Raw genomic sequence first — 23,752 nt, forward strand, 5'->3', positions numbered from 1 at the left:
ATCTACGACGGCACCGCGACCTTCGGCGCGGGCAATGACAGCCTGACGCTCGCCGGCACCTCGAAATTCGGCGGCCTCGCCGACTTCGGCGGCGGCAGCGACACGCTGACCATCGGCGGCACGTCGATGTTCTCGGGTCGCCTCGCCAATTCGCAGGGCCTCGCGGTTTCGGTCAACGGCGGCACCTTCGACGTCGTCGGCGCGGCGACCATCTCGTCGCTCGCGGTCACCAACAAGGGCGTGCTCGGCGTGACCCTCGACGGCGGCAGCACGGGCACCGCGATCCAGGTCACCGGCAACGCCAGCTTCGGCGCGGAATCGAAACTGGCGCTGCGGCTGACCAGCCTCGACAATGCCGAGGGCCAGCATGTCGTGCTGACCGCGGGCACGCTGACGGGTGCGAGCAACCTCACCACCACCTCGACCTTGCTGCCCTTCCTCTACAAGGGCACGCTGACCTCGAACGCCACCCAGCTGATCGTCGACGTGTCGCGCAAGAGCACGACCGAACTCGGCCTCAATCGCTCGGAGGCGAGCGCCTTCAACGCGGTGATCGACGCACTCGGCGAGGACGAGGCCATCGAGCAGGTGTTCCTCGACATCACCAACGGCGACCAGTTCAAGGGCCAACTCGGCCAGATGCTGCCCGAACATGAAGGCGGCACCTTCGAAACCGTTACCTCGGGCTCGCGCGCGCTCGGCCGCTATCTGATGGATCCCAACGCGCCGTTCCAGGACGAGGGCAAATGGGGCTATTGGGTCAACCAGGCCGTGTGGGGCACGTCGAAGAGCATCGGCGACACTGCCGGCTACGACGTCACCGGCTGGGGCATCTCGCTCGGCGCCGAGTTCAAGACCGACATGGGCAATTTCGGCGGCTCGGTTGCGTTCCTCGCCGGCAAGGACGGCAATGCCGCCAACGCCAATGAAGTGACCTCGAGTCAGTTCGAAGGCGCGCTGCACTGGCGCCTGCGTTCGGACGGCTGGATGGCCAACGCCCGTATCTCGGGCGCGCCGATCAGCTTCAAGGGTACCCGTCAGTTCCAGGCTGAAGCCGGCGCCGACGACATCAACGAAACGATCCGCGGCAAATGGGACGGCACCCTCTGGTCGGCCTCGGGCTCGGTCGCGCATGACGGCCGCCTTGGCGGCCTGTCGGTCCGCCCGATGGTCGCGGTCGATTATTACAAGCTGACCGAAAAGGGCTATACCGAAACCGGTGGCGGCGACGCGCTCGACCTTACCGTGCTCGGCCGCGACAGCGACGAACTCGCGGTCTCGGGTACCGTCGCGGTCGGCCTCGATTTCGGCGGCACCGACCAATATGACGGCTGGACGCGCTTCGAGATCGAAGGCGGACGCCGCCAGATCGTCGGCGGGTCGCTCGGCACGACGACGGCGTCGTTCAAGGACGGCACCCCCTTCACCCTTGTTCCCGACGATCGCACGAGCGGCTGGGTCGGCCGCATCCGCGGCATGGCCGGCAACTCGGCCTTCCAGGTCGGGGGCGAGCTTTCCGCGGAAGAACAGCAAAGCCATGTCGGCTGGGCTTTCCGTGCGAGCCTCAAGGTCGGTCTCTAACGGGCTGCCCCCGCCCTGACCGGCCTTGTCCGCAAGGGGGAAGCATACCCCACCCTCCGCTTCCCCCTTGCCTTGCCCTTCAACGAACGACCGAGGATCATGATTGCCGCCACCGCCCCCCTTCTCCGCCACAAAAAACGCCCTTCGGGTGCGAGCGGGGTCATGCTGCGGTTGCGCACGCCGCGCGGGACGCTATATGACGGCTCCGCCAGGGGGACGTGGGGCGCCGGCCAGACAGGTGTCGTTCAGCAGCAGATGGCGTTCCGAATCAATCGATCCATGACCGAGGCGACCGACGCATCCCCACCCGCGCAGGGCATCGAAGGCGTATTGCTCGCCAACCGCGACCGCATCGTGCGCTTCCTTGAGGTGCGCGGCGCGGGCGATGGGGCCGAGGACCTGTTCCAGGATCTGTGGATGCGCCTCACCGAACGCCGCACCGGCCCGATCGCCGATCCGCTGTCCTACGTCATGCGCGCCGCGAACAATCTGATGCTCGACCGCTATCGCTCGGCGCGCCAGCGCATGCTGCGCGACCATGCATGGGGCGAAAATGCCGCGGTCGAAAAGCCGTCGGCCGAGGCGGCGCTGATCGCGCGCGAACAGCTCGCGCAGGTCGAAGCCGCAGTTTCGGCAACGGGCGACCGCCCCGCGCGCATCTTCCGCCGCTTCCGCGTCGACGGCGTCGCCCAGCGCGACATCGCCGCCGAATTCGGCGTCAGCCTCAGCACCGTCGAGGCCGATTTGCGCAAGGTCTATGCGGCGCTCGTCACGGTCAGGAGGCAGTTCGATGTCGGCTGATCCTCACACCATCACCGCGCAGGCGATCGACTGGGTGATCCGCCAGCGCGACCCCGACTTCGCCGACTGGGACGGCTTCGCCGACTGGCTCGGCGAAAACGCGGACCATGCCGAAGCCTATGACGCGGTCGCGACCCTCGACGCCGATCTCGACGCGCTGCCGCGCGATCCCGTGTCATCGGTGGCGATCAACGCCCCCGCGCCCCGCGCCCGGCCCTCGCGCCGTACCTGGTTCGGCGGCGCCATCGCTGCCGCGCTGGTTGCCGCGATCACCCTGCCCAATATTGGCCTCTTCGCAGACCCCAACCGTATCGAGACCGAGGCGGGTGAGCATCGCACGCTGACGCTCGCCGACGGGTCGAAGATCGAGATCAACGGCGCGTCGGTCGTCACGCTCGACGAGGACCGCCCGCGCTTCGCCAGGCTCGAGAGCGGCGAAGCGATGTTCCATGTCGTGCACCGCGACGGCGACCCCTTCGTCGTCGAGGCCGGTGGCAACCGGATCGTCGACCTCGGCACCGCGTTCAACGTCGTGCGCCGCGACCGCCAGACCTCGGTCGCGGTGTCCGAAGGCATCGTCGTCTACAACCCGAGCCGCGACAATGTCCGCATGGTCGCGGGCGAAGGCATCGAGGCGAAGGACGGCGACGCCACGCCGCCCACAGTACGCAAGGTCGACACCGCTTCGGTCGGCGGCTGGCGCTCGGGCCTGCTCGTATATGCCGACACCCCGCTGTCGGTCGTCGCCGACGACCTGCGGCGCACCGCCGGCATGCGCGTGACCGTGGCCCCTGAGGCGGCCGACCAGTCGTTCCGCGGCGCGCTGATCGTCGGCGACGATCCGGCGCGCACCATCGCCGACCTCGCCGCGCTGTCGGGAACGCGCGCCGAAAAGCGTGGCGATGGCTGGGTGTTGACGCGTTGAGATGAGCCGCAGCCTGCCCCTCCTCGCCGCAGCGGTCCTGCTGTGCGCCCCCGCCGCGGCCGCGGCGGCGGAGGAACGGGCGTTCGACGTGCCCAAGGGCAGCCTTGCGAGCGCGGTGCCGCTGATCAGCCGCCAGGGCGGGGTCAGCATCAGCGTCGCCGACGCCGGCCTCTGGAACGGCCGTGTCAAGGCGGTGCGCGGGCGGATGAGCGTCGACGAGGCGATCCGCCGCATGCTCGCCGGCACCGATGCGCGCGCCGTGCGGGTCAGCGCGACGAGCTGGCGGATCGAGCGTCGCCCCTCGCCCCCGCCGAAGGTTGCACGGCGCGCGACATCGCCGCCAAAGACGCCGCCACCGAAGGCGCGGGAGCCCGACAATCTGGTCGCTGGTCCCGGCGACGAGATCATCGTCACGGCTTCGAAGACCGACCTCCCCTATGAAAATTACGCCGGCGTCGCCACCGTTCTCGATGGCGGCGATTTGGCGTTCGGTGGCGAGCGCGGGATGGAATCGATCCTGTCGCGCATGGCGACCGTGTCCTCGACCCATCTCGGCTCGGGGCGCAACAAGCTGTTCATTCGCGGCATCGCCGATTCCAGCTTTACCGGCCCGACCCAGTCGACCGTCGGCCAGTATCTCGGCGACATCCGCCTCAGCTACAACGCTCCCGATCCCGACCTGCGGCTCTATGACATCGAAAGCGTCGAGGTGCTCGAAGGGCCGCAGGGTACGCTCTATGGCGCGGGGTCGCTCGGCGGCATCATCCGTGTCGTGCCGCAGGCGCCCGATCCCGACGCCCAATATGTCCAGGCGATCGCCGGCGTGTCGTTGACCCAGCATGGCGATCCCGGCGGCGACCTCGGCGCCACCGTTAACCTGCCGGTCGGCGACAATGGCCATGCGCTGCGGCTCGTCGGTTATATGGTGAGCGACGGCGGCTATATCGACAATCCGTTCCGCGGGCAGAAGGACGTCAACCGCGTCAATGTCCGCGGCGGCCGCGGTACTTTCCGCTTCGACGCGGGCGACGATTGGACCGTCGATTTCGGGGGACTCTATCAGGCAACCCTCTCCGACGACGCCCAATATACCGATCGCGATGCGCCGCCGCTCGTTCGCAATTCGATGGTCGATCAGAATGCCAGCGCCAAATATGGCCTTGGCACGATCGTCATCATGAAGGACTGGGACGGACTGCATTTCCAGTCGTCGAACGCTATGGTCAGCCATCGCGTCTTCGAACGCTTCGACGCGAGCAAGGAGGGCGAGCCGCCGCGCATCCTCGACCAGCGCAACACGACGCGTCTGTTCGTCAGCGAGACGCGCCTGTCGCGCCCTTATCACAACGGCCTTGGCTGGGTCATCGGGGCGAGCATCCTCGACAACCGCACCCGGCAAAAACGAGAATTCGGCGATGCCTTCATGCAGGCGCCGCTCACCGGCGTCACCAACAGCATCACCGAATTCACCGGCTATGGCGAGGCGACGGCCGAGATTTTCCCCAATGTCATCGCGTCTGGCGGCATTCGTTTCTCGCACGCGCGCCTCAATGGCAGCGGTGAGGATGTCCCGCTCGCCTTCGCAGTCGCGAACCGCGAGATCGCGGCTTCGGCGCACCGCTCCGAAACCGACCTGCTGCCCTCGGCCTCGATCCTTGCCTCGCCCTTCCACAACGTAACGCTCTACCTGCGCTATCAGGAGGGCTTCCGCCCCGGCGGCCTCGCGGTCGACAGCAATTTCGTGCGGCGTTTCCGCAACGACCAGGTCCAGACCTTCGAAGGCGGCATCCGCTTCGGCGAAAAGGGCCGCACGCCGTTCGACGCCAATATTTCGGTCTCGCACAGCCGCTGGCGCGATATCCAGGCCGACTTCATCGACTCGAACGGTTTTCCGAGCACCGCCAATATCGGCGACGGCCGCATCACCAGCATTTCGGGCGCCTTTGCGGTGCGGCCGATGCGCGGCCTCTCGCTCGAAGCCGGCGCCGTCTATAATCACAGCCGCGTCGACGAACTGTTCGCCGAAGCGCTGCGCACGATCGTCGTCCAGAATTTCAGCGGCACCCCGGGGCTACCGGGCGCGCCGGTGAACGCCGACGGATCGGTGACGCAGGATGTGCTGCTCGGACGTCTCGGCCAGATTCCCAATGTAGCGCGCTATGCGGTGCGCGGCGCGATCAACTATGCCGCGCCGATGGGCGACGAGGATTTCCGGATCAATGGCTGGGCCAATTATATCGGGCCGTCGCGGCTCGGGATCGGCCCCGTGCTCGGTGAGGGCCAGGGCGACTATGTCGATACCGGCGTGGCGATGCGGCTTGGCAACAACCGGCGCGGGCTGTCGCTGACGCTGACCAATTTGTTCGACGCGCGCGGCAACCGCTTCTCGCTCGGCACGCCGTTCGTCGAGGGCAGCGCGGGCTTCCTGACCCCGCTACGCCCACGCACACTGCGCATCGCGATCGATCTGGCGTACTAATAGGTCGCCCCCGCCTGCGCGGGGGCAACGCCATCTTCAATCCGCCAGCACCAGCTGCTCATAGCGGTCCATATGGTAATCGGCGCTGCCGAACTGGCCCTCGATCATCGTCGAACGCTTGAAATAATGGCCGATCGCGAGTTCCTGCGTGATGCCGATGCCGCCATGCGTCTGGATCGCATTCTGGCCGACGAAGTTCGCGCCGCGCGCGACCTTGTTCTTCGCCGCCGACACCGCCGCCTTGCGTTCATTCGCCGGCAGGTCGAGCTTCAGCGTGCCCATGATCGTCATCGAACGCGACTGCTCGACCTCCATGAACATATCGACCATGCGGTGCTGGAGAACCTGGAACTTCGCGATCGGAATGCCGAACTGCTTGCGCTGCTGGGTATATTCCAGCGTGCCTTCGTGCAGCTTCTGCATCACGCCGGTCGCTTCGGCGCACACCGCGACGGTCGCCTCGTCGACGACCTGCTCGATCAGCGGCAGACCGGCCCCCTCGCCGCCGAGCAGCGCATCGGCGGGGATCGCGACATTCTCGAAATAGATTTCCGATGCGCGGCTGCCGTCGACCGTCGGATAGTCGCGGCGAACGATACCGGGCAGGTTCGCGTCGATCAGGAACAGCGACACGCCGTCCTTGTCGCGCTGATTGCCGCCTGTGCGCGCGGTGACGAGCAGGTGCGTCGCCCAGGGTGCGGCATAGACGACGCCCTTGTGGCCGTTCAGAACATAGGTCTCGCCGTCCTTCTTCGCGGTGGTGCGGAGGTTGGCGAGGTCATAGCGCCCCTGCGGCTCGGCGTAGGCGAAGGCGACGATGACATTGCCCGCGATGATCTCGGGGATGAACTTGTCGGCCTGCGCGCCGCCGACGGCCTTGAGCGCGCCGCCAGCGATGACCACGGTCGGCAGATAGGGCTCGATGCCCAGCACCTTGCCCAGCTCTTCCATGATGATCGCATTTTCGAGCGCGCCGCCGCCGAGGCCGCCATGTTCTTCGGAAAAGGACGCGCCGAGCATGCCCAGTTCCTGCGCGAGCGCGGTCCAGATTGCCGGATCGCGACCTTCCTCGCTGGCGATGAACTTCTGGCGCGTTTCGAAATCATAGGTGTCGCCGAGGAAACGGGCGAGCGTGTCGCGGATCATGTCCTGCGTTTCGGTGTAGGTGAAATCCATTGGTATAGTCTCTTTCTATGTTCCCCGGCGAAGGCCGGGGTCCATGCCGCAAGCGGCCATAAAGGCCGATGGAGACCCCGGATCAGTTCCGGGGTGGTTCTGGGTCAGAGCCCCAAAACCATCTTCGCAATGATGTTGCGCTGGATCTCGTTCGACCCGCCGTAAATCGTCGTCTTGCGCGTGTTGAAATAGGTCGGCGCGGCGCGGTGCGCATAGTCGGGGCCGATCGGATGTTCGTTGTCGCCCTCTCCGAAACCGCGGAAATAGGGCGCGCCATAATGGCCGACGGCTTCAAGCGTCAGCTCGGTCAGCCGCTGCTGGATTTCCGATCCCTTGATCTTGAGCAGGCTCGATTCCGCCCCCGGGCCCTTGCCCGCGTTCGGGCCGGCCAGCGTCCGCAGTTCGGTAAACTCCAGCGCGGTCAGGTCGATCTCGAGCTCGGCGATCTTGCGCTTGAAAAAGGCGTTCTGGAGCAGCGGCTTGTCGCCGTCGATCTCGGTGCGCGCGATCTGCTTGACCTTTTCGACGCCGCGCTTCGACGCCGCGACGCCGGCGATGCCGGTGCGTTCGTGCGCGAGCAGGAACTTGGCGCAGGTCCAGCCCTTGTTCTCCTCGTAAACGCGCTGCGACTGCGGAACGCGAACGTCCTCGAGCCACACCTCGTTGACCTCATGCTCGCCGCCGAGTGTGATGATCGGGCGCACGGTGATACCGGGCGACTTCATGTCGATGAGGAGGAAGGAAATGCCTTCCTGCTGCTTGGCATCCTTGTCGGTGCGGACGAGGAAAAAGCCCCAGTCGGCATGCTGCGCCATCGTCGTCCAGGTCTTCTGGCCGTTGACGATATAGTCGTCGCCGTCGGGAACCGCCGTGGTGCGCAGGCTTGCAAGGTCGGACCCCGCGCCGGGTTCCGAATAGCCCTGGCACCACCAATCCTCGCCCGACAGGATGCGCGGGAGGAAATACGCCTTTTGCTCGGGGGTACCGAAGGTGTAGATCACCGGGCCGACCATCGCGAGGCCGAAGGGCATCAGGCGAACGCAGTCGGCGCGCGCCGTTTCCTCGGAAAAGATGAAGCGCTGCGTCGGGGTCCAGCCGGTGCCGCCATATTCGACCGGCCATGCCGGCGCGACCCAGCCCTTTTTGTACAGGACCTTGTGCCAGGCGAGGAAATCCTCCTTGGACATCTCCTCGCCCTCGTCCTGCTTGCCGCGCAGCTCGGCGGGGTAATTTTCGGCGATGAAGCTGCGCACTTCCTGCTGGAAGGCGAGGTCTTCGGGGCTGAACTCCATGTCCATTATGATTCTCCCAAGGGCTGTGCCGCCCTTATATGGACGGTTCACGCTTACGTAAAGGTAAGTTGCATCTTGCTACGCGATGGACGCGATCATCGTGAAGATCGCCGCCTTTGTCCAGCGCCGCAAGCTCCCACCCGTCAGGTGAAGCGTCGCGTCACGATCACCACCGCCCCATCACTGAAATAGGCGTTGCGCCGCTCGGCGATCGCCAGCGCCACCGGGATGGTTGCGCCGTCGCGTGCGACCAGTTCGGACTCGATGCGAACCGGTCTTCCGCCCCGCAACACGGCCTCGAGCGCCTCGCCGAACGCCGCACGCCGTCCGACGCTGAGCAGCGCCGAGAATTTGACCCGACGGATCGCTTCGTCGCCCACCCCGAGCATCGCGGTGAGCGCTTCATTCGCATATTCGACCGCCTCGCGCAGCGAGATGCAGGCATGGCCGATGCCGCCATCGGCATCGATCGCGCGCAGCGCCGCTGCCCGCGCGTCGCTCGCCTCGAGCGCGGCGATCGCTTCGCTGACATCGCGCAGGATGATGGCACCGCCGACCGGCAGCGGCACCAGGTCGGCATGGATCCACTGCCCTGGCCGCAGCAGCGACGGCAGATCGCCCGAAAAGCGCTCGCGATGGTCGATCATCCGCAGGATATGGTGAAAGATCAGGTTGCTCTCGATCGTCGGCAGCGCCGCACGGAGCGGCTGGCCGATCAGCGGCGCAGCCGCCATTTCCAGCATATCGGCCGCCGCTGGATTGATCGCGGCGATCCGCCGTTCGCGATCGACAAGGATCAGCGCATCACGAACCGACTCAAGCAACAATAGCTGCGACTCGCGGAGCGCCGCGCCGGGTGCTTGCCCCTCGCCCGGCCCGCCCATCCGGCGGTAGTCGTCGAGCGAGATCAGCACATGCGCGTCCTTGCCATGGTGCGTGACCACCACCGGCCTGCGCGCCGCCTGCATCCGCCAGCTTGCGAAGCCGCGAATGAAGTCCGCCGCCGATACGCGATCATGGCCCTGCCCCGTTTCCATCTCACCCTCCAAAGCATCGCTGCCTTTCCCTTATGGGTGCGTGGCGGACTCTTTTGCTCCGGAACGGATCAACCGACCAGCTTGACCTGGCCGCAGCGCAGCGCGTTGACCCGTGCATCGGCCTGCCCGACATGGACGCCAAGCACCCCGGTCACCTGTTGCAGCACCCCGTCGAGCAAGGGCGCGGTCGCACCCACGCTCGTCGCGACAAGCGACTTGAGCGCCCCCAGATTCAGCCCGATGCCGAGGACGTTGCCGGTCAACTCCATGCGATCGGCAAGCGACTTCGTCGTGCCCGCGACCAGCCCAGCGCTCGACACCGTCTTGACCGTGCCGTCGGCGATGTTGACGCGCGAAAAGGCGACCGATTTTTCCGCCAGATCGGACAGGACCAGTTCGGCTTCGGCATCGACATTGGCCAGCGGTAGCTTCAGCACCCGCGCCTTTTTCGGGTCGAGCGGACGGCTCATGTCGCGAAATTCGCTATCGGTGACCGAACCGATCGCCAGCGACGCCGGCAATGTCGTCACCCCCAGCGTTACCGCCGCGCCCGCATTCTTGCCGCAGTCGATGTCCGAAACCCGCGCCGAAGCAGACCCAAGCTCGGCGAGGACCGGCAGATCGATGGTCGCGACCGGAGTCGCGATCTTCGTGTCGATGCGCAGCCGGACCTGCGCCGTGCGCACGACGACCTGGTTGTCGTCGGTCACCGCGATCAGCGGCGAGTTTGCCGGCGGTTCGCCGACGATCAGCGCGAGCTTCGCATGCGTACCGCCCGGCAACGCGCCGACGAGGTCGAGATCGACCTGCCGGTCGGCCGATCCCAGGATCAGCATCGTGCGGAGCAGGCTGAGCAGGTTGACCCGCACCGGATTGGCCGCGTCGACGCGCACGCTCGACGCGCGTGGGCCAAGGTCGATCGCCGACGCCGGCACGAGCTGCGTCGCACTCGCGCGCGCCGCCATATGTTCGACCAGCGGCGCGACGCTCGGGTCGGCGGCGGTCGCCAGCGCCGACAGCAGCTGCGGCATCGTCACCTGGCTGTCGAGCGTCTGGCCAAAGGTCAGCGCCTCGACCCCGATTTCGCTGCGCAGCGCGTCGGAGAATTCGAGCAGGTCGACATCGGCACCCGCGAGCGCATTATAGTCCATCACCGACAGGTTGAGCTGGCTTCCGGTCAGCGCCGACAGGATCGCATTGGGTACCCCGCCGCTGACTGCCGCGACGCGCGATCCCAGCGAAAAGGCGGCGTAGCCGCGCCGCGACCCGGTCGCCGAGGCGCTGATGACATTGCTCTCGCGTCCCGTGATCGCGCGCCCGAAGAACAGGGGATGCTCGCGCGTCAGCACGATGCGCACTGCATTGGGCGACGCCCCGCCCGGCGCGAAGCGCCGCTCGGCCGCGATCCCCACGTCGGCGACATAGCTGCCCGGGGTAAGCGAAGCGATCGTGATGCCGCAGTCGCAATTGGCGGCAATGATGCGCTCCGCTGCGGCCCGTTCCTCGCCGGGCCGCGCCGCGGCCGCGAGCGCGGCAGCGTCGGCGATGCCCTGCAATTTGCGGCGATCGAGGTGCAGCGACCCGACGTCGACCGCGAGCGCGGCGGCGCCGAGCAACATGATCAGGCCGAAGGCGGCGGCGATGCTGATGCTGCCGCGAACGTCGCGCGGCAGGGCGAGCAGGGAGTGGTGCGCGCGCATCAGTCGGCGGGCAGTTCAAAGGTGGCGCGGGCGCGGATGACCTCCGCCGGCGTCGGCACCAGCGTCGAACGCAGCAAATTGCCCTCGGGCACCCGATAGGCGAGATCGACGGTGACGGCCTCGCGCGTCTCGGACACCAGCACGCTGCGCAGTTCGCTGCGATAGCCGCCGATGCCCCCCATGCTGCGATCGACCGCGCGGATCGCAACGGCGCGCCGGTCGGCCGCGTCGAGCCCGGTGATCGCGGCGCGAGCGCCGTCGTTCGCCGCCTGCTGTACGCTGTGCGCAAGCAGGAAATATTGGCCATAGATCAGGATGCCGAGCAACAGCATCAGGAAGAGCGGCAGCAGCAGCGCCATCTCGATCATCGCGGTGCCGCGCATGTCCTGCGGCAAGGAGGTCAGGGGCCTTTTCATGCCCGCGATCATGCGCGGCGGGAGTAACCGGACGGACCTGTATCGACGCGCGGCGATAATGCGGAATTTACATACATTGCCGTCCGCTGCAGCGGTCGCCATAACGTCGGCAAAGGTCGAAAATCAGGGCTTCGTGCCGACCAGGCGCGCGAGATTTCAACCAACCACTACGACAGACGCCCGCTCAAAAGGCGGAAAATGCCGAAAATGTCCCAAACGCCGCGATCAGTTGCGCGAGGGGAAAATCCCTTGGAGCGCGATGCAGGTTGTGATCGCGATATAGGGCTGCAGGTTCGAAATCGGCTGGCTGCCGCCTGTCGGCAGGACCTGCACCATGCTCCGGTCCATCAGATTGGCTTCGGGCGGCGTCGCGTCCTCGAAGCTGGTATTGCTCGAAATGCCGAAGGCGTTGCCGGTCGACGTCGTGGCATTGGCCTGAACATTCGCGGTCTGGATCGCGCCGCGATGATCGTGCTTGGGCAGATTGTTCGACGTGAGCGTCACCGTCTCCGAGCCCGCTTGTTGGCCCAGCACGAACGGCGTCAGGCCGGGGCCGCTCCCTTGGTGCATGGCCGTGCGTCCGCGCAGGTCGGGAAGCTGGAAAGTCGTCTGGCCATTACCGCCATAGGTCGTGCCGAGCAGCGAGAACAGCGCGGTATTCTGAGCGATTGAGAGGGTCTGGCCGCCAGCCGTCGCATAGCCGCGCGGGCAGAAGTTCGTGCCGAAATAGACGATTTCGCCCAGCAGCGGCTCGGCACCCTGTGCCATCGCCGGCGCCGCTATCCCAAGCGACGATACACCTACCGCGAGCCCTGCCGCGAAAGTCCGAATATGTGCCATTCCCGCCTCCATATTATCTTTGACCAGCTTCTTCGTCCGCGATCAGTTTCGCGACGGGAATAGGCCCTCGATCGCGATGCAATAGCGCGTCACCGTAAAAGGCGAGAGATTGGCGATCGGGGTGGAGCCGCCCGTCTTTTGGACCGTAATCGTCTGGTCGTTCATGGTGCCACTGTAGCTCGAGATGTCGGTGGTATATTGATTGTCCGGCGTGACCGCGAACGAGTTGCGGCTCGATCGCCGGCTGTTTGCCGGCGCGTTAACCGTCTGGAACGAGGCCTGATGCACATGTTGCGGCATCTGGTTGACCGTCAGCGTCTGCGATTCGACGCCGCCCCGCTGCCCAAGGTCATAGAGCGATAGCCCCGGCCCCTGGCCCGACCCTACGACCAGCCTTCCACGAATATCGGGCAAGGCGAATGTGGTCTGGCCATTGCCGCCATAGGTCGTGCCGAGCAGCGAGAATAAAGCGGTATTCTGCGCGATCGACAGGATCTGTCCATCGGTATTGGCAAAGCCCCGCGGGCAGAAATTATAGCCGGTGTGAATGATCTGGCTGAGGTAATAATCCTGCGCGGCCGCCGGAAGGGCAACCCCCGTGGCCAATGCGCTCGCCAGCGCCAATATCGTCTTGTTCCGCATCCTCGGTCCCCTCAAAACGCTCTCAGGTCTCGCCCGCTTCATCGCCGATCAGTTGCGCGCCGGAAAAATCCCGGCGGTCACCACGCAATATTGGATGGCGAGCGATGGAGAGCGGTGGTTGTATGACTGGCCTTCCCCGGTCGGACGAATGATCACCGTGTCGCGGTTCATCAGTAGCGCCGCGGGTGTGGCTCCACTGACATATTTATTCGCCGGCGTGGTGCCGAACGCATTGCGGAAGGGGCGGCGCGAATCGCCCGCCGCCGCCGTCGCGCGGACCAGCGCGACATGCTCGTGGCGCGGCATCTGCGCTTCGGTCATCGTGTTGGTTTCGGTACCGCCGACCTCGCCGAGGTCATAGGGCGACAGGCCGGGCCCCTGACCGGTGTGGACCGTTGCACGGCCACGAAGATCGGGAAGCGCGAAAGTCGTCTGGCCGTTGCCACCGTAAGTGGTGCCATAGAGCGCGAAAAGCGCGGTGTTCTGTGCGATCGACAGGATCGCCCCATTCGCCTGCAGCGTGTTGCGCGGGCAGAAATTATAGGGCGTTTTCAATATCTCGCCGAGAAGATAGTCCTGCGCGCTGGCAGGCGCCGCTGCCCCGGCCGCTCCAATGATGGTCGTTGCCAGCAGCAATCGCGAAAAATGCTTGGTAGCCATTTTCAGCCCCTCCCCGATGAAGCACCGAGAATTAATAGCATTTTAACGAGAGTCAAACGGTCTGACGCATACTCCCCCGTCGCCAAAGAAAAAGCCGCGCCCGAAGGGCGCGGCTTTCGATCGATCGCCGTATGTGGCGCAGTCCAGAGCGGACTGCTCGAATCAGTTGCGCGCCGGGAAAATACCCTCCGTCGCGATGCACCACTGCATCGTCAGATAGGGCGGACGAATCGAGAAGGGAATATTGTTTCCGGTCGGCTGGACCACGGCCGTTCCCGGGCTCATCAGATTGCCCACCGGGTCGCTGCCGCCGAGGAAGCTCGAGTTCGACGAAATGCCGATGGCGTTGCCGCTCGCGGTCGTCGCATTGGCCTGCGCATTCGCGGTCTGGATCGCCGCGCGGTGGGTGTGGCTGGGGATTTCGGCCGTCAGCAGCGTGTGCGTTTCGGCACCGCCCTGCTCTCCGATCACATAAGGCGACAATCCGGGGCCTTGACCGTAGTTGATCGCCATACGCCCGCGCATATCGGGCAGCCCAAAGGTCGTTTGGCCATTCCCGCCGAAATTCGTGCCCAGCAACGAGAACAATGCGGTGTTCGACTGGATTGCGAGGATCTGCCCGTTGGCGGCGGCGTAGCCGCGCGGACAGAAATTGAACCCGACCTGGATCATCTGGCCGACATAGGGTTCAGCCTGAGCCTGTGCCGGCGACGTGAAGGCCAGCGGACTCGCCGTCACGGCGAGAGCAAGTGCGACTTTGCGAAAATTCCTTGTGCGTGTCATCTACGCCTCCCCAAAAATCCTGTGTGCGCGGCGCCGCCGATCAGTTACGCGACGGGAAAATACCGCTGAGTGCGATGCAATAGCGCGTGACCAGGAACGGCGACAGCGTGGGCGCCGTCGTCGTCGCAGTGTCACCAGCGGCCTGAACCGAGACCGTCTCGGTGTTCATCGTGACGTTCAAATTGGTCCCGGTCGCATATTGATTGTCGGCGGTCACCGCAAAGGCGTTGCGGAACGACCGCTTCTCGGTGGCGGTGCCGGGGTTGGTTTCGACCGACGCGACATGGATATGCGCCGGCAGATTGGCTTGGCCCAGCGTCGTGCTTTCGGCGCCGGCCCGCTGTCCGATGTTATAGGTCTGAAGCCCCGGCCCCTGCCCTTGGCTGATCACCATACGCCCACGCAGGTCGGGCAAGGCGAAGTTCGTGGTGCCATTGCCGCCATAAAAGGTGCCGAGCAGCGCGAACAGCGCCTGGTTGGTGTTGATCGCCAGAAGCTGGCCATTGGCTTCTGTATAGAAGCGCGGGCAATAGGTACCCCCGACCTCGATCAGCTGTCCGAGATAATAATCCTGCGCCTGTGCCGGCGCAGCCGCCAACATCGCCATGGCCAGCGCGCTCGTTGCGCCGAGTGCCGAAATCCTTGTATGCCGCATCGTCATACTCCCCTGAAATTCTTTCAATCCCGATGCGCGCCGCGACGCGCCGGATCGTGTGTCAGTTGCGTGACGGGAAAATCCCGGCCTCGACCACGCAGTAGCGGATCGTCGTGAACGGCGGCAGGATCGAATAGGGCTGGCTCCCGCCGGTATTGGCAACCACGATCGACCCGCGTTCCATCAACTGCCCCGCAGGCGTCGTTCCGTTGATATATTTGTTCGCGGGGGTGGTTGCCAGATTGTTGCCCACCGGGCTGGTCGAATTGCCCGCGTCGGTCGTCGCCTTTATCAGCGCGATATGTTCGTGCTTCGGCATCGTCGCGAGCGTCATCGTGTTGCTCTCGGTGCCGCCCTGCTGGCCCAGCACACGCGGCGACAGACCTGGGCCGGTTCCGACGTGCATCGAATAACGGCCGCGCATGTCGGGCATGCCGAAGGTATTCACCCCATCGCCGCCATAAGTGGTGCCGTAAAGCGCGTATAACGTGCTATATTGCGCGATCGACACCAACTGCCCCTGCGCTTCCAGCGTGCTGGCGGGACAGAAGGTATAGGGAACCTTCAAAATCTCGCCTACATAGTTCTGGGCCGCGGCAGGCATTGCCGATCCGGCCGCCAGGACGACAGCAGTCCCCGCATACCAACGCGATTTACGTACGAAAGCCATTGCCTCGTCCCCCTTTGCCCTGATGAATAGCGCGAACGCTAATAACTATTATTTCAAAGTCAAATACCGAACTGGATACCCGAAAAGATTTTGGTAATCCTGTTTTTTTACGATCTTATGAATTCATCGGGAGATAATGGCGCTGCGCTGCAACGGTGATACGGCCGCACGCACCCAGTCTCGATTGGCCGGTGTCATCGTTTTCACGTGCAGCACGTCAACCTCGCCCCTCGCCCCCAAGTGGCTGGTTAGGTAACCTATTTTCCGTCAGAGTCAAAGGCCACAAAGCTGGTATTTCAGCTACTTGCTGTTGCGACGCTCAGCCGCCGTCGGCAGGCGCCAATTTGTCCTGCGTCCGCGTGTCGAAGTCCGACGCGTCGTGGCGCTCGTGAAGCTGGCTCGCCGGATCGCCGGTAACACGGTTTACCATGCGGCCGCGCTTGACCGCGGGCCGCGTCGCGACCTGGTCGGTCCAGCGCTGGACATTTTTGTAATCCTGCACCTGCAGGAACTCGCCGGCGTCATAAACCAGCCCCTTCACCAGCGCGCCATACCAGGGCCACACCGCCATATCGGCGATGCTGTAGTCGGCCCCGCCCAGATACTCGCTCTCGGCGAGCCGCCGGTCGAGCACATCGAGCTGACGCTTCACTTCCATCGCATAGCGGTTGATCGGATATTCCTGCTTCGTCGGCGCATAAGCGTAGAAATGGCCGAAGCCGCCGCCAAGGAAGGGCGTGCTGCCCATCTGCCACATCAGCCACGACAGCACCTCCGCACGCGCGGCGGTTTCGGTCGGCAGGAAGGCGCCGAATTTCTCGGCCAGATGGATCAGGATCGCACCCGATTCGAAGATTCGGATCGGTTCGGGGCCGCTGCGATCGATCATCACCGGGATCTTGCTGTTGGGATTGGCGGCGACATAGCCGCTCGAGAATTGGTCGCCCTCGCCGATGTTGATCAGCCACGCATCATATTCGGCGCCGCTATGGCCCGCCGCGAGCAGTTCCTCGAGCATCACCGTGACCTTCACCCCATTGGGCGTGCCAAGCGAATAGAGCTGGAGCGGATGCTTGCCGACCGGCAATTCCTTGTCGTGCGTCGGCCCGGCGATCGGGCGGTTGATGTTCGCAAAACGCCCCCCGCTCGCCTTGTCCCAGGTCCAGACTTTCGGCGGAACATAGTCGGTGGCGTCGCTCATCGGGGGAACTCCTGCGATAGATTGTGTACTGATCGGTATCTAATCACGCGATGCCGGGACGTCCAGCGGCGACGCGTCAAATAATCCTTTGCTCGCGCAAAGCCGAAATCGCAGCGGCATCATAGCCCATCTCGGCAAGGATCGCGGCGCTGTCCTGCCCGAGCTGCGGCGCGGGAACCGGCGCGGCCTTGGCGCTCGCCGACAGCGTGATCGGGGTGCGCACCACGGGGGCCGGACCGTGGGCGCCCGGATAATCCATCGCATCGACCACCCCGGTCGCCGCGACCTGTGGATGCGCGAGTGCTTCGGACGGCTTCAGCACCGCCCCCGCGGGGACCTTGGCCGCACCCAGCTCGCCCAGCGCTTCGGCATTGGTGCGCGGCGCGCACCAATCGGCCATGATCGCGCTCAGTTCCGCGCCATGCCCGCCGCGCAGGATGTCGCTCGCGAAACGCGGATCATCGGCAAGCTCTGGCCGCCCGACCAGCGCCGCCCATCGCGCGAAAATCGGGTTGCCGACGACCTGCGTCATGATCCACCCGTCGCGCGTCGCAAATACGTCGGTCGGCGCCGAGCTGAAGGCGCGGTTGCCCATCATGCCGCGGTCGATGCCGTTCAGCGCATGGTCGATCGTCAGCCCGTTGGTGATCGCGAGCGCGGTGCCGAGCAGCGACCCCGACACGCGCTGGCCGACGCCGGTTACCTCGCGCTCACGCAGCGCCAGCATCACCCCGAAGGCGCAGTGCAGCGCGGTGGTGAAATCGACATAATTGACCTGCGCGCGTGCCGGTTCGCCGTCCTTGCCGCCGATATAGACCGCGCCCGACATCGCCTGCCCCACCGCGTCGAAGCCGACATGCTGCGCGAGCGGCCCCTCGCTGCCGAAAGCCGAGGCGGTGACGAGGATGATGCGCGGGTTGAGCGCGGCGAGCGTCGGATAATCGAGCCCCAGTTTCTCCAGCGCGTCGTCGGGCATGTTCGCAATCACGACGTCGGCGGTGGCCACCAACTTGCGCACGATTTCGCGTCCCGCCTCGCTGCCGGGCTTGAGCGTCAGACAGCGCTTGCCGCGGTTCATCTGCAGGAACATCCCGCCCGACCCGTCCTCGGCGACGGGGACCGAGAAACGGTCCTCATTGCCCGCAGGCCCCTCGATGCGGATCACGTCGGCGCCATAATCGGCAAGCAGCGCGCCGCAATAAGGTCCCGCGATATAGCGGCCGAAATCCAATACCCGGACACCCTTGAGCGGCACGCCTCATCCTCCCCTGTTCTTCTTTCGTCTGGCGCTAGCAGCCGTCCGTCGACCGGGCCAGCGCCTTCGTCGAAACCGCCCCCTTGCGCTTGCGGCCCAAAGCCATATGGTCGCAGCATTATTTCAACAGGGGAAACTAAAATGGCGCGCTTTGCACTCGCCCTGGCCATGTCGCTGGCCTGCTCGACCTCGGTCTTCGCTCAAACCGCCGCGGCGCCCGCCGCCGAGAAAAAGGACGAAAAGTGGGACGTCAACGCCCCGCCGGGAATGACGACCCGCAAGGTCCAGATCGCGGTCGACGAGGGCAGCTGGATGAACGTCGACGTCGCGCCCGACGGGCGGACGATCGCCTTCGACCTGCTCGGCGACATCTATACGATGCCGATCGAAGGCGGCACGCCGACGCGCATCGCCGAGGGCCTAGCCTATGAGCACCAGCCGCGTTTCTCGCCCGACGGCAGCCGCATCGCCTTTGTTTCCGACCGTGGCGGCGGCGACAATATCTGGCTGATGAACCGCGACGGCAGCGGCAAGGTCCAGCTGTCGAAGGAAGATTTCCGCCTGCTCAACCAGCCGAGCTGGTCGCCCGACGGCCAGTTCATCGTCGCCAAGAAACATTTCACCACCGGGCGCTCGCTCGGCACCGGCGAGGTGTGGATGTACCATGTCTCGGGCGGCGCGGGCGTGCCGCTGGTCAAGAAGGCGAACGAGCGGCTCCAGAAGGAACTGGGCGAGCCGATCTTCGCCGCCGACGGCAAGAGCGTCTTCTACACGCGCAACGTCACCCCCGGCCCGATCTTCGAATATGCGCAGGACAGCAACACCGACCTGTTCCACATCGAGCGCTACAGCCTCGAGAATGGCGAGGTCAGCACTGCCGCTTCGGGCGCCGGCGGCGCGGTGCGCCCCACCCCCTCGCCCGACGGCAAGAAGCTCGCCTTCGTCCGCCGCGAGGGCACGCAGTCGAAGCTCTATGTCAAGGATCTCGCCTCGGGCACCGAGAAGAAACTCTATGATGCGCTCGACCAGGATGTGCAGGAAACCTGGGCGGTCACCGGCGTCTATCCGAACATGGCATGGACGCGCGACAGCAGCGACCTCGTCTTCTGGGCCGGCGGCAAGCTGCGCCGCGTCAGCGGCACCGGCGGCGAAGCGCGGATCATTCCGTTCCGCATCGCCGACGACCGCGTCGTGATCGACGCGACCCATCCGACGGTCGAGGTCGCGCCCGACAGTTTCGAGACCAAAATGCCGCGCTGGGCCGAAGTGTCGCCCGACGGCCGTACCGTCGTGTTCGAAACGCTCGGCAAGCTCTGGACCAAGCCCACGACCGGCGGCACCGCGCGGCGGCTCACCCCCGCCAAGGACGATGCGATGGAGCTGTGGCCGAGCTGGTCGCGCGACGGCAAGTCGATCGTATTCGTGCGCTGGACCGACGCGGGCCTCGGCGAAATCCATGTCATCCCGGCGGCCGGCGGCGCGTCGCGCAAGGTCACGACCAACCCCGGCCATTATGCCGAACCGCGCTTCTCGCCCGACGGCAAGACGATCGCGTTCGAGCGGCGCGGCAGCGGCGGGCTGACCTCGACGCGCTGGAGCGAGGATCCCGGCATCTATCGCATCGCCGCTGCCGGCGGCCCGGCGGAGCGCATCGCGAACGACGGCGCCAAGCCGCAGTTCGGCGCCAGCAACGATCGCATCTTCATGATCACCGCGGGCGACGGCAAGAGCCAGCTCGTCAGCACCGACCTCCACGGGCAGGACAAGCGCAGCCATGCCAATGGCGAGCTGGTCAGCGACTATGAAATCTCGCCCGACGGCCGCACGCTCGCCTTCCGCCAGAATTACGACGCTTATGTCACCCCACTGATGCCCGGCGGACAGGACGTGTCGCTCGGCACCAAGAGCGGCGCCTTGCCGGTCACGCGCGTCAGCGGCAGCGGCGCCGATTTCATGCACTGGTCGAACGGCGGCGCGAAGCTCCACTGGAGCCGCGGTGCAACCTTGTTCAGCGCCGACCTTGCCAGCCTGTTCACCAACGCCCCGGCGGACGAAAAAGCTCCGAAATTCGCGCCGCCGACCGAGGGCGTCTCGCTGGCGATGACGCAGGCCGCCGCGAAGCATAAGGGCACCGTCGTCATTAACGGCGCACGCATCGTCACCATGGCGGGCAAGGACGGCGGCGTCATCGACAATGGCGCGATCGTCATCGAGGGCGACCGCATCACCGCGGTCGGCCCGCTCGCGTCGATCAGCGTGCCCGCGGGTGCGGTCACCGTCGACGCCGCGGGCAAGACGATCGTCCCCGGCTTCGTCGATGCCCATGCCCATGGCTCGCACGGCGACGACGAACTGGTGCCGCAGCGGAACTGGTCCGAGATCGTCAATCTCGCGATGGGCACGACGACGAGCCACAACCCGTCGTCGCGCGCGTCGGAGATTTTCCCCTCGGCCGAAATGCAGCGCGCCGGGATCATCCTCGCACCGCGCATTTTTTCGACCGGCGAGATCATCTATGGCGCCAAGGCTGCCGGCGTCTATGCCGAGATCAACAGCTATGAGGACGCACTCGCGCATGTCCGCCGCCTGAAGGCGCAGGGCGCGCACAGCGTGAAGAATTACAACCAGCCGCGCCGCGAGCAGCGCCAGATGGTCGTCAAGGCGGCGCAGACCGAGGGCATGGAAGTCGTGCCTGAGGGCGGCTCGCTCTACACGATGGACCTAACGCTGATCCAGGACGGCAATTCGACCGTCGAGCATAATATCCCGCTGCACACCTTCTATCAGGACCTCGTGCAGCTCTGGGGCCAGACGACGGTCGACTACACCCCGACCCTGGTCGTCACCTATGGCGGCCCGGCGGGCGACCCCTATTGGCGCGCGCACACCAATGTGTGGGAGCATCCGATCCTGACGAAGCATATTTCGCCGACCGACCTCGCCGCGCAGAACAAGCGCCGCGTGATCGCGCCCGAGGGCGACTATGTCGACGATGATTCGGCTCGCGAGGCGTGGAAGATCGCGCAGGCGGGCCGCAACGTGTCGATCGGCGCGCACGGCCAGCAATCGGGCCTCGGCGCGCATTGGGAGATTTGGTCCTTTGTCAGGGGCGGATGGAGCAACATCGACGCGCTGCGCGCCGCGACGATCATGCCGGCACAGTCGCTCGGCTATGCCAAGGATGTCGGTTCGCTCGAGCCGGGCAAGCTCGCCGATCTCCTGATCCTCGACGCCGACCCGACGCAGGACATCCGCAACACCGAAAAAATCCATCGCGTGATGCTCGGCGGCCGGCTTTACGACCCGCTGACGATGGACGAGGTCGCTACGGGGAACCGCAAGCGCGGCGCCTATGGTTGGGAAAGCGACCTGCCCTCGGCCAAATAAACATCGGGAAGCCCGGCGGGGATTGGACGCCCCGCCGCGCTCCCGTTATGAAACGACGAACCGTTGGGGTGAACGGCGCATCATGCTTGCGCCACGAAGCCCTTTGCCTATAGAGTTTTAGGCTTGGGGAGTGCTGATGCCTGCGGGCCGGGGGGACGATTTTGCGTAAACTAAGTGCCAGAATATCGGCGATTGCTGCCACCGCGACCGGCCTTTTCCATGCATCCGCCGCCTATGCGCAAAGCAACCTGCCCGATCCCGAGGGTTCGGGGGCGATCGTCAACGCCGTGCGCTGGCTGCAGGGCACGCTGCTCGGCACCGTCGCCACCGTCGTCGCGATCATCGCGGTCGCCTCGGTCGGCTTCCTGATGCTCACCGGACGGATCAACTGGCGCTACGGCGCGACGGTGATCCTCGGCTGCTTCATCCTGTTCGGCGCCGCCAGCATCGTCGCCGGCATCCAGTCGTCCTCCAGCGGCCTGTAAGCCGGGGCGATGAGCGACCTTGACCGCGACCCTCTGTTCGTGGCGCTCACGCGCCCGCAGATGTTCGCGGGCGTCACCTACAGCTTCTTCGTGATCAACGCGATCGCGGCGACCGAGCTGTTCCTGATCTTCCGTTCGCTCTGGGCGCTGTTCGGCGCGCTCGTGATCCACCTGATCGGCGCGCTGCTGTGCCTGCGCGAACCACGCTTCTTCGACATATGGCTGACCAAGGTCAGCCGCTGTCCGCGCGTGAAGAATTTCAAGACCTGGCAGTGCAACTCCTATCGTCCCTGAAACCCCGCCCCGCGGCGAGTGACGGCGAAGTGCCGGCGGGCAAGCATCTGCCCTATGGCCGCCATGTCGACGACCATACGATCGAGACGCGCGACGGCATGCTGATGCAGGTCATCCGGCTGCGCGGCATATTGTTCGAAACTGCCGACAGCGATGAACTCAATTATCGCAAGCTGCTTCGCGACGCGATGCTGCAGGCGATCGGATCGTCGCGCTACGCGCTCTATCATCATGTCGTGCGGCGTGAGGCGAGCATCACCCTCGACGGCGATTTCGGTGACGATTTCTCGGCCGGGCTCGATACCCGCTGGCAGGCGCGGCTCGCGACCAAGCAGCTCTATCGCAACGACCTCTATCTCACCCTCGTCCGCCGCCCGGCACCGGGACGCATGGGATTGCTCGACCGGCTGTCGGGCTGGCTCGGTTCGACCGGTCAGGATTACCGCGCCACGGTGACGCAGGAACTGCGCCTGCTCGATACCGCGCGCGAGGCGCTGATGGCGCAGCTCGGCAGCTACCAGCCCGAATTGCTCGGCCTCTACGATACCGACCAGGGGCTCTGTTCCGAACCGCTCGAATTTTTCGGCCAGCTCTTCTCGGGCGAGCCGCGCCGGCTGCTCGCACCACATCAGGACGCGGGCGATTACCTGCCCGACCGCCGCATCAGCTTCGGCGCCGAAACGATCGAACTCGCCCCCGTGGGCAACGCCGACCGCCGTTTCGTCGGCATCGTCGCGATCAAGGATTATCCCGCGTCGACCGCGACGGGCATGTTCGACGAACTGCTGCGCCTGCCGTTCGAGATGGTGATGTCGCAAAGCTTCGCCTTCGTCGACCGCCAGCCCGCGCTCGGCAAGATGAACCTCGCGCTGCGCCGCATGCGCTCGACCGAGGATGAGGCGCTCAGCCTGCGCGACCAGCTCGCGCGGGCCAAGGACGATGTCGCTGCGGGCCGCGCCGCGTTCGGCGAGCATCATATGACGATCGCGGTCCATGGCGCGAGCGAGGCCGAGGTCAGCGCCAATATCGCCGACGTCCAGGCGTCGCTCGCCGAACTGGGGATCATCTCGGTGCGCGAGGATATCGCGCTCGAACCGACTTTCTGGTCGCAATTCCCGGGCAACTTCAAATATATCGTCCGCCGCGGCATGGTCTCGTCGGCCAATTTCGCCGGGCTTGCCAGCGGGCATAATTTCGCCGCGGGGCGCGCCGACGGCAATGTCTGGGGCAAGGCGGTCACCGTCTTCGAAACCACCGCCGCCGGTCCCTATTATTTCAACTTCCACCAGGGCGACCTTGGCAACTTCACCGTCATCGGTCCGTCGGGGTCGGGCAAGACCGTCGTCGTCAACTTCCTGCTTGCGCAGGCGCGCCGCTTCGACCCGCGCATCATCTTCTTCGACAAGGATCGCGGCGCCGAGCTGTTCATCCGCGCGATCGGCGGCCGCTACGACCAGCTCCGCCCTGGCATTG

20 protein-coding genes and 1 pseudogene are annotated in these 23,752 nt (G+C 65.4%); 8 read left to right on the forward strand and 13 right to left on the reverse strand.

Annotated features, from left to right (window positions below; genetic code table 11):
• The 4 genes from B1A78_RS11365 to B1A78_RS11380 all read left to right on the forward strand — a co-directional run.
• The coding region (locus tag B1A78_RS11365) for an autotransporter outer membrane beta-barrel domain-containing protein (RefSeq protein ID WP_179102027.1) at window positions 1-1,581 on the forward strand (1,581 nt) is incomplete at its 5' end.
• 279 nt (window positions 1,582-1,860) lie between these two features.
• Window positions 1,861-2,382, forward strand: a complete 522-nt coding sequence (locus B1A78_RS11370; RefSeq protein ID WP_077147078.1) for a sigma-70 family RNA polymerase sigma factor — start codon at window positions 1,861-1,863, stop codon at window positions 2,380-2,382.
• Entirely contained in the window at window positions 2,372-3,307 is a 936-nt protein-coding gene (locus B1A78_RS11375; protein ID WP_077147079.1) for a FecR domain-containing protein, read from the forward strand. The genes B1A78_RS11370 and B1A78_RS11375 overlap by 11 nt, the downstream gene beginning before the upstream one ends.
• Before the next feature lies 1 nt (window position 3,308).
• Window positions 3,309-5,786, forward strand: a complete 2,478-nt coding sequence (locus B1A78_RS11380; RefSeq protein WP_077147080.1) for a TonB-dependent receptor — start codon at window positions 3,309-3,311, stop codon at window positions 5,784-5,786.
• A gap of 36 nt (window positions 5,787-5,822) precedes the next feature.
• On the opposite strand, the gene B1A78_RS11385 is transcribed toward B1A78_RS11380, so the two are convergent.
• The 13 genes from B1A78_RS11385 to B1A78_RS11445 all read right to left on the reverse strand — a co-directional run bounded on the left by B1A78_RS11385 (window position 5,823) and on the right by B1A78_RS11445 (window position 18,113).
• Window positions 5,823-6,962, reverse strand: coding sequence for an acyl-CoA dehydrogenase family protein (locus B1A78_RS11385; RefSeq protein ID WP_077147081.1), 1,140 nt, complete (start codon window positions 6,960-6,962; stop codon window positions 5,823-5,825).
• 104 nt (window positions 6,963-7,066) lie between these two features.
• Window positions 7,067-8,260, reverse strand: coding sequence for an acyl-CoA dehydrogenase family protein (locus B1A78_RS11390; protein WP_077147082.1), 1,194 nt, complete (start codon window positions 8,258-8,260; stop codon window positions 7,067-7,069).
• A gap of 137 nt (window positions 8,261-8,397) precedes the next feature.
• Window positions 8,398-9,291, reverse strand: coding sequence for a PAS domain-containing protein (locus tag B1A78_RS11395; protein ID WP_077147083.1), 894 nt, complete (start codon window positions 9,289-9,291; stop codon window positions 8,398-8,400).
• 68 nt (window positions 9,292-9,359) lie between these two features.
• Window positions 9,360-10,991, reverse strand: a complete 1,632-nt coding sequence (locus B1A78_RS11400) for a pilus assembly protein TadG-related protein (protein ID WP_077147084.1) — start codon at window positions 10,989-10,991, stop codon at window positions 9,360-9,362.
• The gene (locus tag B1A78_RS11405) at window positions 10,991-11,407 is read right to left on the reverse strand and encodes a TadE/TadG family type IV pilus assembly protein (protein WP_256837907.1); all 417 of its coding nucleotides are present in this window, start codon (window positions 11,405-11,407) and stop codon (window positions 10,991-10,993) included. Before B1A78_RS11405 ends, B1A78_RS11400 begins: the two co-directional genes overlap by 1 nt.
• 225 nt (window positions 11,408-11,632) lie before the next feature.
• The gene (locus B1A78_RS11410; RefSeq protein WP_218667966.1) at window positions 11,633-12,247 is read right to left on the reverse strand and encodes a phage tail protein; all 615 of its coding nucleotides are present in this window, start codon (window positions 12,245-12,247) and stop codon (window positions 11,633-11,635) included.
• 42 nt (window positions 12,248-12,289) lie between these two features.
• A complete protein-coding gene (locus B1A78_RS11415; protein WP_083734086.1) occupies window positions 12,290-12,889 on the reverse strand; it encodes a phage tail protein in 600 nt (199 codons plus the stop codon).
• A gap of 48 nt (window positions 12,890-12,937) precedes the next feature.
• Window positions 12,938-13,549, reverse strand: a complete 612-nt coding sequence (locus B1A78_RS11420; protein ID WP_083734088.1) for a phage tail protein — start codon at window positions 13,547-13,549, stop codon at window positions 12,938-12,940.
• A gap of 162 nt (window positions 13,550-13,711) precedes the next feature.
• A complete protein-coding gene (locus B1A78_RS11425; protein ID WP_256837913.1) occupies window positions 13,712-14,287 on the reverse strand; it encodes a phage tail protein in 576 nt (191 codons plus the stop codon).
• 85 nt (window positions 14,288-14,372) lie between these two features.
• A complete protein-coding gene (locus B1A78_RS11430; RefSeq protein ID WP_179102028.1) occupies window positions 14,373-14,987 on the reverse strand; it encodes a phage tail protein in 615 nt (204 codons plus the stop codon).
• Window positions 14,988-15,048: 61 nt separating this feature from the next.
• Window positions 15,049-15,591 (reverse strand): phage tail protein, encoded by a 543-nt coding sequence (locus B1A78_RS11435; protein ID WP_077147096.1) that lies wholly within the window; start codon window positions 15,589-15,591, stop codon window positions 15,049-15,051.
• A gap of 385 nt (window positions 15,592-15,976) precedes the next feature.
• A complete protein-coding gene (yghU, locus tag B1A78_RS11440) occupies window positions 15,977-16,858 on the reverse strand; it encodes a glutathione-dependent disulfide-bond oxidoreductase (protein WP_077147088.1) in 882 nt (293 codons plus the stop codon).
• Window positions 16,859-16,934: 76 nt separating this feature from the next.
• Entirely contained in the window at window positions 16,935-18,113 is a 1,179-nt protein-coding gene (locus tag B1A78_RS11445; protein WP_077147089.1) for a CaiB/BaiF CoA-transferase family protein, read from the reverse strand.
• 141 nt (window positions 18,114-18,254) lie between these two features.
• Here B1A78_RS11445 and B1A78_RS11450 point away from each other — a divergent pair, with 141 nt between their 5' ends.
• The 4 genes and pseudogenes from B1A78_RS11450 to B1A78_RS11465 all read left to right on the forward strand — a co-directional run.
• The gene (locus B1A78_RS11450; protein WP_077147090.1) at window positions 18,255-21,500 is read left to right on the forward strand and encodes an amidohydrolase family protein; all 3,246 of its coding nucleotides are present in this window, start codon (window positions 18,255-18,257) and stop codon (window positions 21,498-21,500) included.
• A 161-nt stretch (window positions 21,501-21,661) separates the two neighbouring features.
• The gene (locus tag B1A78_RS11455; protein ID WP_077147091.1) at window positions 21,662-21,985 is read left to right on the forward strand and encodes a TrbC/VirB2 family protein; all 324 of its coding nucleotides are present in this window, start codon (window positions 21,662-21,664) and stop codon (window positions 21,983-21,985) included.
• A gap of 9 nt (window positions 21,986-21,994) precedes the next feature.
• Complete coding sequence (locus B1A78_RS11460; protein ID WP_077147092.1) at window positions 21,995-22,279, forward strand: type IV secretion system protein VirB3; 285 nt, start codon at window positions 21,995-21,997, stop codon at window positions 22,277-22,279.
• Window positions 22,258-23,752: pseudogene (locus B1A78_RS11465) on the forward strand (VirB4 family type IV secretion/conjugal transfer ATPase); the annotation flags it as partial. The gene B1A78_RS11460 and the pseudogene B1A78_RS11465, both read left to right, overlap by 22 nt.

It is taken from the genome of Sphingopyxis sp. KK2 (assembly GCF_001990265.1).
In the GTDB taxonomy this organism is placed as follows: domain Bacteria; phylum Pseudomonadota; class Alphaproteobacteria; order Sphingomonadales; family Sphingomonadaceae; genus Sphingopyxis.